This window comes from Parapedobacter defluvii (genome assembly GCF_014642075.1).
Lineage (GTDB): Bacteria > Bacteroidota > Bacteroidia > Sphingobacteriales > Sphingobacteriaceae > Parapedobacter > Parapedobacter defluvii.
Genome location: NZ_BMIK01000003.1, coordinates 352,418 through 366,493, shown reverse-complemented (window position 1 = coordinate 366,493; position 14,076 = coordinate 352,418). Strand labels below are relative to the sequence as shown.

Sequence of the window (14,076 nt, the reverse complement as noted above, 5' to 3'; positions counted from 1 at the left end):
TTATTTATTGGTCTTCTCCACGATAAAAGTCGACTTCAGCTTTCATCTTGTTTTTATATACACGCGCAGCCACCACAATACTCAGTTCATAGAGCAGGAACATGGGGAAACTGACCGTCAGCATGGTAATAATATCCGGTGTAGGGGTAATAATGGCTGCAATAATCAGTATTACCACGACCGCATATTGGCGGGACTTGCGCATGAATTGCGGCGTCATGATTCCCAATTTCGAAAGGATGAAAATAACGATCGGTAGCTCGAAAACAATGCCGCATCCCAAGGTAAGGGTCGCTACAAATGACAGGTAGTTATCGATGGTGATCGTATTGGATATTGAATCACTGATGGAATAATTGGCCAGGAAATTCATTGCAAGGGGAACTACCACGAAATAGCCAAATAACACCCCTAATATGAATAAGATACTTGCGTAAAATACAAATCCGCTAGATGATTTCCGCTCGACATCGGTCAATGCGGGTTTGACAAAAAGCCATACTTCGTATAATAGGTAGGGAAAACCCAGCAACACAGCGATAATCAACGAGGAATTGATCTGTAAGATAAACTGCCCGGCCATCTGCGTATTGATGATGGTACCTGGTACTTCTGTGACACAGAAATCCGGTGTATTCAGCCATTCAGCAATTTTGCACATGACCCGGTATGTCCAGAAATCAGGGCTTTTGGGGCCCATGATGATATCGTCAAAGATGAAATCATAGAAGGAAAAGGCAAGTACCATGAAGACAGCTATCGCAATGGCCGACCGGATGAGGTGCCAGCGGAGTACCTCAAGATGGTCAAAGAAAGACATTTCTGCTTCCAGATTCTTCCCTTTATTTTTGATAGTATCGATTAATTTCTTTCCGGATAGTTTACTCATGACAACGGATAAAAAGCAAAAATACCATTCTGTTTCGTAAGAATGGTATTTTGTATGGAGGTATCTTATATTTATTCACTAAGATCAAAGGTTTCCATGAACTTGGTAGTGAAGTTACCCGCCTTAAAATTCGGGTCACGCATCAGGCGTAAATGAAGGGGTATCGTTGTTTTTATCCCTTCGATGACAAATTCGCTCAGTGCGCGTTCCATCGTAGAAATGGCCTCTTCACGGGTTTGGGCCACGCAGATCAGTTTAGCGATCATCGAATCGTAGTTGGGCGGAATCACATAGCCTGAATAAGCATGTGTATCCACCCGGACGCCGTGACCACCCGGCGAATGGAAGTTGGTGATCCGGCCCGGCGAAGGCCGGAAGCCGTTGAATGGATCCTCGGCGTTGATGCGGCACTCAATGGCGTGCATGGTCGGCTCGTAGTTATTGCCCGAAATGGGAATACCTGCCGCTACCTTGATCTGCTCCTTGATGAGGTCGAAATTAATAACCTCCTCGGTAACCGGGTGTTCCACCTGAATACGGGTATTCATTTCCATGAAGTAAAAATTGCGGTGTTTATCGACCAAAAACTCGATCGTGCCCGCACCTTCATAGTTGACCGCTCTGGCACCTTTAATGGCTGCTTCGCCCATGGCTCTACGCAGTTCCGGAGTGATGAACGGAGATGGTGCTTCTTCGATCAGCTTCTGATGTCTCCGCTGAATGGAGCAATCACGCTCGGAAAGGTGGCAAACGGTACCAAATTGGTCACCTACCACCTGTATTTCGATGTGCCGGGGATCTTCTACGTATTTTTCGAGGTAGATGCCGTCATTGCCAAAAGCAGCACCCGCCTCTTGACGGGCAGAATCCCATGCCGGCTCAAACTCTTCGTCTTTCCATACGATGCGCATGCCACGGCCACCGCCACCGGCTGTTGCTTTGAGGATGACCGGATAACCGATCTCGTTGGCAATTTTAATTCCTTCTTTGACATCTTTTACCAATCCTTCCGAGCCTGGGATGGTGGGGACGCCTGCATTTTTCATGGTCTCCTTGGCAGACGACTTATCGCCCATTTGCTGAATCTGCTCGGCGGTGGCACCAATAAACTTAATGCCATATTGCTTGCATATTGAAGAAAACCGCGCATTTTCAGAAAGGAATCCATATCCCGGGTGTATGGCATCCGCATTTGTCAATTCGGCCGCGGATATGATATTTGGAATATTGAGATAGGATTCTTTGCTGGGCGGGGGGCCGATGCAAACCGCTTCGTCCGCAAACCGCACATGCAGGCTATCTCGATCGGCTGTAGAATATACAGCAACGCTCTTAATCCCCATTTCGCGGCAGGTACGGATAACCCGCAATGCAATTTCTCCCCGATTGGCTATTAATATCTTTTTGAACATGAATGTTTAGCTATACCTAATGGGCAATGTTTAACGACGTTGAATACAAAAATGATTTAGCGAAGTGTGTTTATTTTGGCTCAACCAAAAACAGCGGTTGGTCGTATTCAACGGGCTGGGCATCGTCTACCAATATCTTGACGATCCTTCCCGAGACTTCCGATTCGATCTCGTTAAATAATTTCATGGCTTCCACGATGCAAACCACTTTACCAGCAGTGATCTCATCGCCCACATTGACAAATACCGGTTTATCGGGCGATGGCGACCGATAGAACGTGCCAATCATGGGTGATTTGATGGTTACGTAATTCGACGTATCTTCCGTTTTAGGTGCTGTTGGTTGCGGTGCTTCTGCGGCAGGAGCGGGTACAGTAGCCGCCGGTTGCACCTGCGGTGCAGTAGGCACCGTAGCAGTCACATAGGTGGGTGCTTGATTTGTTTTTATCGTAATCTTGAAATCTTCTTCTTCGATAGATACTTCATTCACCCCTGATTTAGCCACAAATTTAATCAGGTCTTGAATCTGTTTGATATCCATGCTCATTGTTTAGTGGTTTGATAATACAATCAAAAATATGATCTAATCTATTATTTAACAATAAAAATCGGGATTTATTTCACCTGTTGTCTTTTTCAGTTTCCATACGCCCATTTCAGGTATACAGAACCCCAGGTAAATCCGCCGCCGAATGCTGCCAGAATGAGGTTATCACCTTTTTTTAACTGGTTTTCCCATTCCCAAAGGCAAAGTGGTATTGTGCCCGCCGTGGTATTTCCATAGCGTTGGATATTGACCATTACTTTATCCTCACTCAATCCCATGCGGTCAGCCGTTGCGTCAATGATTCGTTTATTGGCTTGGTGAGGTACCAGCCAGGTGACATCGTCTGCCGTTAATTGATTGCGTTCCATAATTTCTGCGGCGACATCGGCCATGTTGGTCACAGCAAACTTAAAAACCGCACGTCCTTCCTGATAAGCATAGTGCATGCCCGCATCCACAGTGGCATGCGAAGCCGGATAAAGTGAGCCACCGGCTTTGATATTCAGGTAAGAGCATCCGGATCCATCGCTCTTCAAGATGGAATCCACCACACCCAATCCTTCATAATTAGGTTCAAGAAGTACGGCGCCACAGCCATCGCCGAAGATGATGCAGGTACTGCGGTCTTTGTAATTGATGATGGAAGACATCTTGTCGCCTCCCACTACCAAGACTTTTTTATGCATGCCCGATTCGATGAACTGAGCTCCCGTTGTGAGTCCAAAGATGAATCCCGAACAGGCAGCCATCAGATCGTAACCCCAGGCATTGACCGCACCGATTTTATCAGCGAGAATGTTGGCGGTTGCCGGGAAAGGCATATCCGGCGTAACCGTACAGAAAATAACCAGGTCGATTTCTTCGGCACCGATACCCCGCTTTTCCAGTAAGCCCTTTACGGCAGGTACGGCCATGTCAGATGTGGCCAAACCTTCTCCTTTTAAAATCCGCCGCTCTTTGATACCCGTACGTGTAGTTATCCATTCATCGTTGGTATCTACCATGGTTTCGAGCTCCTGATTGGTCAGGACATAATCGGGCACATACCCGTTTACAGCCGTGATGGCAGCATGTATTTTTGACATATAGTTATTCGTTGAAAGCAGATTTGATTTTCTCGATGATATCGGATTCGATCATGTTTTTGGAAAGCATAATCATCGTTTCGATGGCCTTGGGATTGGAAATGCCATGTCCAATTACGACAGGGGCATTTACACCCAATATCGGTGTGCCTCCATATATTTCATAGTTGAACCGATCGAAAAACTCATCTTTCAGGCCTTTCTTTTGGGTCATCACATAAAATGATTCGGCCATTTTCAGCACCACATTGCCCGTAAATCCATCACAAACAATGACATCCACGCCATCGTCAAATATGTTACGGCCCTCAATATTACCCATAAAGCGGATGCGTTGGTTTTGTTTAAGCAGCGGATAACTTGCCTGGGTAAGGGCATTCCCTTTTTCTTCCTCTTCCCCGATATTAAGGAGCGCTACATTGGGATCTTTCATGCCTGCCACATGTTCAGCAAATAGACTGCCTAACAGGCCGAATTGTGAAAGCATTTCCGGCTTGCAGTCGGATACTGCACCTACATCAAGCAAAATACCATACCCTCCGGATATTTTGGGAACATAGGTGCCGATAGCCGGCCGGATTACGCCGGGAATATTCTTGACACTGAATACCGCCCCCACAAGCATCGCTCCGGTACTACCTGCAGACGCGAATGAATCGATCGCCCCATCTTTTAAAAGCTGAAACCCACGGCTGATACTCGAATTGGGTTTCTGTGCAATGGCTTTGGTGGGATGTTCACCCATCCCGATAATTTCGGGGGCGTGTACATATTCAAAAAAAGCAGGATTTTCCCCTGCTTGTTCAATTTGTTGTTTAGCAATATCTTGGTCGCCAATGAGTACGATCTTCTGCTCTTTCGAAAGCTGTTTCGATGCCAGAATGGCCCCCTGTATGGTAGCTTCTGGTGCAAAATCACCGCCCAAAATGTCTAACCCGATCTTCATCCGTTATTGTTTTTCTTCCGCAAAAGTTTACTTTAAAAGCCGGAAGGAACCGCTATCCCTAGTCTATTCTTTTTTATTATCGCTAAGCGGTTTCTATCCAATAATACGCAAAAACACCCCAAAGTAACGCATAAAAAATTAGTTATACGTTATGGGATGTTCAATTTTTTGAAAGATGAACTTAGACGGCAGCAGCGTTTTCGATGATTAATTTGCCGTTGTAATATAGATTGCCATCTACCAGGTACGCACGGTGGGGCAGGTGTACCGCGCCTGTCTCTTTGCAGGTTGCCAGCGTAGGCCGCTCAGCTTTGTAATGTGTTCTTCTTTTGTCTCTCCGTGTTTTGGAGGTTTTACGTTTTGGATGTGCCATCTCGTATTGTTATTTATTTATTCGCTTATTTATTTAATTGCTTTTCGTTCGTTGCCTCTTTCGATCGTTGCGAATCGGGCAAATCAACGAATTTGCTAATTATATTTAATATTCTTTAATGCCTCCCAACGGGGATCTGTTTGCTCCGTTTCCTGTTGCTCCGCAGAGAGGTTGCTTAATTTAGCTAACACCGCCTCGTCGCATGTAATGTTATTGCCTTGTTCACTGCACTTTATATAGTGCGGTACCGATACGTTAATGAATTCGTAGAGCACCGGTGCCAAATCCAGTTCATGTTCATGCTTAGCCAGCACAATAATTTCATCTGTGGTCTCGGCCAAATCCTCGTCCGTGAATTTGACGATTAGCTGCTCGTTGATCTCGGTTTCTGCCGGAAAAGAGGAAAGGCATACGTCACACACCAGATTAACGGTGCCTGAAATATGGAACCGAACCACCATCATGTTCTCCTGCTTATGCAGACTGACCGATGCCTTAAGAGTTCCGTCTTTTACAATGGAATATTCATAGCAATCAAAGAACGCCTTGTCTATGTCAAACTCAAAGTCGTGCGTGCCCAAACTCAACCCCGAAAAGGGGATCCGATATCGCTTCAAATAATTCACCGTCCCACAATTGAGCCTGCAAAGGTAAGTATAAAATATAAGATATGAAATTTTTTGTTATGAGGTGGAAAAAAATCAAAAGGTGCAAAAACTTCCCCGGTTTGGTTATTTTTTGCGGATGTCAGAAGGCTACTTTTGTATAACCAGTTTACCGCATATGAACAACACATTAGGCAAGGCGCCGCTTGCGTGGGGCGCAATCCATTTTTATCAGGACAGACCAACGCCCAAAAGAACCGTCCAACGAATGGTGTGTTACATGACCCGATTTTCGTTTACTGTCTTGCTGCTGTTGGTTACGGCAGGAGTACGGGGACAAGTTGTTCACGATCCTGTAGGAAAAAATATTCGCATTATCACCGCGGACAAACAGCTCGCTATATCCATTGACTATGCTACGGGATGTCAGATTACCGCGTTGGAAATCAACAACGAGAATACATTAGCTCCAACGGGCATCTTTACGGCAATTCAGACAACCGATGCTTACCTGTCATCGCAGGAGCAACCCAGGGAAATCGATGTGTCTTCCCGGTCTGACCGGGTTATATTGGAGGGAATCACGCTCGGAGCTGCTACTGAATCGTGGCAGTTTGATGTGAAAGGGGATAAGATTATATGGACAATCAGCAGAACGTATGCCGCAGACCTTGCCTTGGAAGATATGGCCATGCCGGCTTGGCATTTTGCCGACCTTACTACGTGGAAAGGTGGCATACTGGACAATGGTGGCATGGTATGGTGCAAGTACCTCGCGTCTCCTCACGATACCTACGGCGTGCATACAGGTGGCGTAACATTTTGGAACGAAGAGAAACAAGACGGACTGCATATTGCTGCGTATGCTGATGACGGCCGGTTCATTGCCGCAAAGTATTCACAAAATGAGCAGGGCGCTTTCACCTGTACACATCTGGTGACGGATACCGAATTGGGCCAACGCTATCACCTGAGTCGGTTTGTGCACGGCAAAGCCGATGTCTTTGCGCCTTTTGAAGTCAAGCGGGGACGCACGCAGGTAACCTATGAATTGTCGCGTATCAATTATTTTGAGGTGTATGATCGTGGAACGTTGCCGGGAATAGATCAGACCGCCGTCCGCGAATTGCTCAATACAACCGGACGGTACGGCGTCGTGGACAACCGTATCGTCGGAGCCAACGGCTGGATTACAAACTGGAAATGTTTGCATGAACCGTTTTTTGCTCAGATCGGGTTGGCAGTGAATGATAAAAACTATACCCGTAACCTGTCTGCTACCCTGGATCAGGAGCGTGACCTAGCCATGCTTGCTGACGGCAGGGTGTTGTCACGCTGGCACGACGTGCCGGGTGATGAAATCCCGAATACGTATAACGAAGAAACTGGTTATTACGAAGCCATGTGGGGGTATACCATTGATTCGCAAACAGGTTATGTGATTAACGCCTCCGAACAATTCCAGCAAACGGGTGATGTGGATTGGCTGCGCTCGCACAAAAACTCGTGTGAACGTGCGCTCGATTGGTTGATCCGCCGTGATACCAATGGCAACGGTATCTTTGAGATGGTCAACAACAACATTGCCGAAAAGAAGGCAAGCGACTGGATCGATATTGTATGGGCTGGTTTCGAAAATGCTTTTGTAAATGCCCAGATGTATGAGGCCCTGAACCAATGGGCGGAATGCGAGGAAGTATTGGGCGACCTTGAAAAAGCCGATTATTACCGGTCGGTAGCCAACCGTCTCAAACAGGCATTCAATAAGACAGTTGAAGAGGGCGGTTTTTGGTTGCCTGAGAAGAAACAATATGTATATTGGCGGGATAACGATGGAACTGTGCACGGCGATAACCTGGTCACGCCGGTTAATTTTGCGGCCATCGCTTTCGGTCTATGTGACGACCCGCAACGCGTCGCTACTATCCTTGAGCACATTGAAAAACGTACGGTCGATGAGCATCTTTTTCACTGGCCTCTTTGTTTCGACTCTTTTAAACGCGAGGAAGTGCACGACAACAATTGGCCGTTTCCACGTTATGAAAATGGTGATATCTTTCCCACCTGGGGATACTTGGGGATACGCTCCTATGTACAGTTTAATAAAGAGTTAGCACTGAAGTACATCCGGAACCTATTAGAACAGTATCGGAAAGATGGACTTTCGTCTCAGCGTTACAGCCGGACGGATCAATCGGGGCTGGGTACGGATATTCTGGCAGGCATCAGCACCACCGTTACCGCACTTTACAGCGACATCTACGGCGTCCGTCCTAAATGGAACCGCATGGGGGTTGAGCCGAACATGGTTCCCCGGCTTAACGGCACCAAATTTACGTACACCCTCCGGGATACGGTATATGAGCTTACGTTAAGCGTAAATGATTATCGGTTACAAACACAGGATTTTTCGGTGAAGAGCAGCCAAGCATTTGGTGTAGGCAGGTCAGGGAGTGACGTGATTTATTATCCGGAGAATAAGGAAACCATGCGTTTAGCCGTCCATACCGAGCCTAATGATTTTTCCGACCTGGAGGTGATTCAATGGGAGGCCGGAAACTATCAATGGACTGCCAGGGGTGAACAACGAAAGCAATTCACTGTTGTTGGGCTGATGCCTGATACTGACTACCAATTGATGATCAATGGGCAGCCTCAGAAGGTGAGGGTAGCCAAGGATGGATCGTTGGCAATACGCGCCGATGAATCCGCCACAATGTTCGCACTCCGGTCGGATGCATTACACGCAAATTGAGCTAACGTATGATAAAGTATGTAATCAAATCTCTCGCTTATAGCGCGGTGCTGTTTGTTAATCTTGCCGCTATGGGGCAGACTTCCAATTGGAAGGCGGAATGGATTGGACTGCCACATGCGCCCGCAGATACCAATGTATGGACGGCCTATCATAAAGTATATCAGCTAAAAAAGATCCCTAAAACCGCCTATGCAAAAATAGCGACCGACTCAAAATACTGGCTGTGGATAAATGGTCGACTGGCCGTGTTTGAAGGTCAATTGAAGAGAGGCCCCAATCCTCGTGATACCTACTTTGATGAAGTAGATTTAGCCCCTTATTTGGTGAAGGGTAAAAATACCATTGCCGTACTGACCTGGTACTGGGGGCGTGATGGGTTTAACCACAAGAATAGCGGGAAATCTGCACTGTTGTTTGAAGCCGCATTGGGCAATGAAATCCTGCAGTCGGATACTACATGGAAGGCCCTGAGGCATCCGGCTTTTGGCCACTCGGGACCGCCACGTCCCAACTATCGTTTGCCCGAATTCAACATCCATTTCGATGCACGTCACGACCTGCCTCATTGGCAACTCGGTGAGGTTAGCAACGGTATGTGGCTTTCGGTTATGTCATATGGTATCCCGCCTGTTGGCCCATGGAATCACCTTGAAAAGCGGCCTATTCCCCTGTGGAAGGACGCCGGTTTGGTGACTTATGAAAACAAGCGTGATCTGCCTGCTGAGAGTACCGGAGACACCATTATCGCCAAGCTCCCTAAGAATATCAGTATCACACCGTACCTGAAGATTGATGCCCCTGGCGGATTGAAAATCGATATCCGAACAGATAACTACAAAGGTGGGAGCGAATATAATGTACGTACGGAATACATTACCAAAGAAGGAGTGCAGGAATTTGAGACATTCGGATACATGAATGGACATGAGGTCCGGTATGCCATCCCTGAAGGGGTAAAAATCCTGGAATTAAAATACCGTGAAACTCGCTATAATACGGAAAAAGTCGGTGTTTTTAACACGGACGATTCCTTTTACAATGTGCTTTGGAAAAAATCATACAATACACTCAATGTCAATCTGCGCGATGCCATTCAGGATCCGGACCGCGAACGGGCACAGTGGTGGGGTGATGCCGTTATCTTGTTGGGGGAAATGCTGTATGCATGCGATGGGAATAGTCACTTGGCCATCCAGAAAGCAATACGTAATCTGGTTGACTGGCAAAAACCGGATGGTGTATTGTATTCGCCGGTACCCGCGGGCAGCTGGGATCGCGAATTGCCGGCGCAGATGCTTGCCAGCGTCGGAAAATATGGATTCTGGAATTACTTTCGTTATACTGCCGATACCGCGATGATGCATTACGTCTATCCTGCGGTTAAACGTTACTTGAATCTGTGGGAATTTGGCGACGATGGATTGCTTGTCCACCGTCCCGGTGGATGGGATTGGTTGGATTGGGGAGATGATATCGACGCGCCATTGATTGAAAACGCTTGGTACTATATGGCGCTGGAGGCGGCAACCCAGATGGCCGAGTTGACCGGTCACCAAGCAGATATCGCCGGATATCAGGAAGCTATGGAGTCCATAAAATTGAATTATAACCGACTGTTTTGGAATGGGTCTTCCTATAAGAGTCCAGCTAACCACGGCGTGATTGACGATCGGGGCAATGGATTGGCCGTGATTGCAGGTCTTGCCGATCGTACCAAATATGACGCGATAAAGAAAGTACTGGAAAATGAATTCCATGCGAGTCCTTACATGGAAAAATACATTCTGGAATCTTTTTTCATAATGGGCGACGCAGAAGGAGGGTTGGCACGGATGAAAAAGCGCTATTCCAATATGGTAGAAAGCCCATTGACCACGCTTTGGGAAGGGTGGGGCATCGGTTCGGCAGGATATGGTGGAGGTTCATATAACCACGGATGGTCCGGCGGCCCCTTAACGCTGATGCACCAATACGTTGCAGGCATCGCCCCTGATCGGCCAGGGTTTGAGACATTTACGATCTGCCCCCAATTGGGGATATTGAAGGAAGTACATTGTATTACACCGACCGTGAAGGGTAATATCACGGTAGATATTAAACGAACGGATCGTGGTATCACCTTATCGGTGATTATTCCTCCCGATTCCAGGGCCCGTGTAGGCATACCACGGATAGCGCCGGAATTGTCAAACATTACCTGTAACGGAAAAACGGCTGTTGCGCACGAAGAAGATCATGATTATTATTATTTCGAGGTAGGGCCGGGAAAATGGTCATTTGCTTTGTTTTAACAATGGACCAACGCTGCGCTAAAGAATAAACAGGTCGACATCTTATTAAGTAGCCTAATTAGTAAACACACTTTTAATAAACAAACAAATTAACTATGAAAACGAAGTATTGCAAACATCTCGTTTTCTGTGTTTTGGCGTCACTATTTGTTGCAATTAGCAGCAATTTGGCCATGGCACAGATGTCCGTAGAAGGGGTGGTAACCGACTCGGTGACTGCAGCGCCTATTAGCGGTGTAACCGTAACCTTACAGGGCACCTCTACGAGCGCCCAAACGGATGGACAAGGGCGTTTCACCATCAACGCCTCGACGGGCGACATTTTGGTATTCAGCTACGTAGGCTATTTGCGGAAAGCGGTTACTTTGACAGGCAGTAGTTTGGCTGTTCAGTTAACCCCAGGTTCAGAAGTATTGGAAGAAGTAGTCGTAGTGAGTTACGGTACTCAGAAAAAACGGGAGCTCACAGGTGCCGTTGTGCAGGTCGATGCCACGCAGCTTAGGGATATGCCGGTAGCCAATGTTGGCCAAAAACTGCAAGGAAGAATGGCTGGTGTACAAATCAATCACAATTCGGGTACACCCGGCTCGGAAATGTCTTTCCGCATCCGAGGAGCAGCCTCCATTGGCGCGGGCAATCAACCGCTTATCGTTATTGATGGATTCCCGTCGGCAAGCGGCCTCCAAACACTCAGTCCCGATGAGATTGAGTCCATCAGTGTATTGAAAGATGCATCTGCCGCCGCACTTTACGGATCACGTGCCGCCAACGGAGTGTTGTTGGTCACCACCAAACAGGCGAAAGATGGACAGCAGCACTTGGAACTTTCGGTCAACATGGGTATGCAGCAGGTACCTCAGCGGGGCCGGCCAGATCTAATGAACGCTGAGGAATTTGCGCAATTTAAGAAAGAATACTACGAAGATGCTGCCCGTTACGAAGGCTATACGGGAGGAGTACCTGAAGTATATGCAGACCCAAGTCGCTACGCAGGGAATTATGGTACCGATTGGTTTGATGTTCTGCTCCGTGATGCAATGAATCAAAACTATAACATCTCATACAGCAGTGGCACCACCAAACTGAAGTCGGTCTTCAATGTGAATCTCAACAAACAGAATGGGGTGATTCTCAATACTTCCGATCGGCGGATTACTGCGCGGACCAATAACATCTATAACGTTTCCGATCGATTGACTTTGGGCTTGAACCTTGAGTTTTCCAACGGCTATAATAACGGTGTGTCCGGACTGGACAATGGAAGGAACATCATCCAATTGGCGTATCTGATGGATCCCACCCTTTCCTATCGGAACGAAGACGGTACCTATCCGGTTTCGTTTTCACAACCCGGCATGTTTGCCAACCCAAACTGGTACTTGGTGGTAACCGAGCGCATCCGGAAAGCACGTGCCAATCGTTTTTTGGCTAATAGCTATGTCGAATTTGAACTGCTGGAAGGACTGAAAGCAAAAACCAGTTTTAATGTTAACACCGATAATGGGAATCTTAGAGCGTTCAACCCTTCAATTGCGCAGGGTGGGCTTGGAAGTGCTCCACCACAACTGGCCACCGGCCGGTATGAATCATCCGGTTTCGTTACTTGGATGAGCGAAAATACGCTAACTTACCAGCGATCGTTCAACAATGATCACAACATCGATGTATTGGGTGGCTATACCGTTCAGAAATACAGCCGAGAAAATAGTTATATCGATGGCCGGGAGTTCGCCGATGATGATATTCCCTGGATAAGTGCAGCCATTACGCGGATTGGCAACGTAGAGGCGGCCGACTGGTCATTGCTTTCCTACTATGGACGGCTAAATTACAATTACCGCGGCAAATATTTGGCTTCGTTCGCTTTCCGTAGCGACGGATCCTCAAAGTTCGGTCAAAATACAAGATTCGGTGATTTTCCTTCCGCCTCACTTGGTTGGGTACTTTCTGAAGAACCCTTTATTCAGAATATCCGGCAGATTAACCTCCTGAAGTTACGGTTGAGTTATGGAAAGGTGGGTAACAATAACATCGGCGACTATACATATTTGGCTGCTGTGAACAGCAACGACTACGTATTCGGTAATCAAGTAACACCCGGCAAATCATTGAATGGTATCGGAAATAGTTTCTTAACATGGGAAACTACCGAAGGATATGATATTGGTCTTGACTTAGAACTATTCAATAACCGGTTGTCTTTTACCTATGATTACTATTGGAAGAAAACCGATGGGTTACTATATGCTATTGATATCCCCATACAATCGGGGTTTTCGAGCATCACGTCTAATGTTGGTCGGTTTGACTTCTGGGGACATGAGTTTACCATCGGATCGAGAAATTTGGTAGGTGAATTCCAGTGGACCACTGATTTCAATATTTCGTTCGACCGTAACTTGGTTAAGAAACTGGGAACGAGCGATGCGCCGATAGGTGGCTACAATTTGTATTGGGACGATAACCGTACGGCGGTAGGGCATCCCATCGGCCTGTTTTATGGATATATCAATACAGGGGTATACATGACCCAGGAAGAGTTTGAAACCCAGCCCCACAGTTCGACATCCATGGTGGGTACCGCCCGGTTTAAGGACATCAGCGGTCCAGATGGTGTTCCGGATGGGATTATTGATAGTTATGACCGTACATTCATAGGGAACCCCAATCCGACATTCGCATACGGCATGGTTAACACATTTTCCTACAAAAATTTTGACCTGAGTATTGTATTGGCTGGAACGGTAGGCAACGACATTGCAGACGATGCATTCCAGTCTACCGAAAACCTCGACGGTGTTTTCAACGTCAGAAAAGGGGTAGCGGGTCGTTGGCGGTCGGAGGAAAACCCGGGAGATGGCATTTATCCACGGACCCGGAGTGGTACTACTGAAGACTTCCGTAATTTCACAACTCGGCAGGTTTTTGACGGTTCGTACATTGCAGCTAAAAACATAACTCTTGGGTATTCTTTTTCACCGAAACTCAGCTATCTCAGGTCAATACGTATTTATTTAAGCGCGCAGAATGCCTTCATCATCACCAATTATCCTGGACTTAATCCGGAGGCGGGCATCAATGGGCTGAATGGCTTGAATCAAGGCCGTGATTTTGTCGGTTATCCTGTCCCCCGTGTATTTTCGGCAGGTTTACACATAGGTTTTTAGGAT

Annotated in this window: 10 protein-coding genes; 3 read left to right on the top strand and 7 right to left on the bottom strand. The window is 47.0% G+C overall.

Annotation, left to right across the window (positions count from 1 at the left end; all coding sequences use genetic code 11):
- Positions 1–4 precede the first annotated feature (4 nt).
- From tatC to IEX60_RS07925, 7 genes are all read right to left on the bottom strand, one after another.
- Positions 5–889, bottom strand: a complete 885-nt coding sequence (gene tatC / locus IEX60_RS07955) for a twin-arginine translocase subunit TatC (protein WP_188749246.1) — start codon at positions 887–889, stop codon at positions 5–7.
- 71 nt (positions 890–960) lie between these two features.
- Positions 961–2,301 carry an acetyl-CoA carboxylase biotin carboxylase subunit gene (gene accC / locus IEX60_RS07950; protein ID WP_188749244.1) on the bottom strand — a complete coding sequence of 447 codons (1,341 nt, stop codon included), beginning with the start codon at positions 2,299–2,301 and terminating at the stop codon, positions 961–963.
- A gap of 70 nt (positions 2,302–2,371) precedes the next feature.
- On the bottom strand, positions 2,372–2,848 hold the full coding sequence (accB, locus tag IEX60_RS07945) for an acetyl-CoA carboxylase biotin carboxyl carrier protein (RefSeq protein WP_188749242.1): 477 nt from the start codon (positions 2,846–2,848) through the stop codon (positions 2,372–2,374).
- Positions 2,849–2,937: 89 nt separating this feature from the next.
- Positions 2,938–3,933, bottom strand: a complete 996-nt coding sequence (locus IEX60_RS07940) for a beta-ketoacyl-ACP synthase III (protein ID WP_188749240.1) — start codon at positions 3,931–3,933, stop codon at positions 2,938–2,940.
- Between the two features lie 4 nt (positions 3,934–3,937).
- Positions 3,938–4,879, bottom strand: a complete 942-nt coding sequence (gene plsX, locus IEX60_RS07935) for a phosphate acyltransferase PlsX (RefSeq protein ID WP_188749238.1) — start codon at positions 4,877–4,879, stop codon at positions 3,938–3,940.
- A gap of 181 nt (positions 4,880–5,060) precedes the next feature.
- Positions 5,061–5,252 carry a 50S ribosomal protein L32 gene (rpmF, locus tag IEX60_RS07930; RefSeq protein ID WP_090627791.1) on the bottom strand — a complete coding sequence of 64 codons (192 nt, stop codon included), beginning with the start codon at positions 5,250–5,252 and terminating at the stop codon, positions 5,061–5,063.
- A gap of 95 nt (positions 5,253–5,347) precedes the next feature.
- Entirely contained in the window at positions 5,348–5,878 is a 531-nt protein-coding gene (locus IEX60_RS07925) for a YceD family protein (RefSeq protein ID WP_188749236.1), read from the bottom strand.
- A gap of 157 nt (positions 5,879–6,035) precedes the next feature.
- Here IEX60_RS07925 and IEX60_RS07920 point away from each other — a divergent pair, with 157 nt between their 5' ends.
- The 3 genes from IEX60_RS07920 (at position 6,036) to IEX60_RS07910 (ending at position 14,073) form a co-directional block, all read left to right on the top strand.
- Entirely contained in the window at positions 6,036–8,612 is a 2,577-nt protein-coding gene (locus tag IEX60_RS07920; RefSeq protein ID WP_229717475.1) for an alpha-L-rhamnosidase-related protein, read from the top strand.
- 8 nt (positions 8,613–8,620) lie between these two features.
- The gene (locus IEX60_RS07915) at positions 8,621–10,906 is read left to right on the top strand and encodes an alpha-L-rhamnosidase-related protein (protein ID WP_188749233.1); all 2,286 of its coding nucleotides are present in this window, start codon (positions 8,621–8,623) and stop codon (positions 10,904–10,906) included.
- Between the two features lie 173 nt (positions 10,907–11,079).
- Entirely contained in the window at positions 11,080–14,073 is a 2,994-nt protein-coding gene (locus IEX60_RS07910; RefSeq protein ID WP_229717474.1) for a SusC/RagA family TonB-linked outer membrane protein, read from the top strand.
- Positions 14,074–14,076 lie beyond the last annotated feature (3 nt).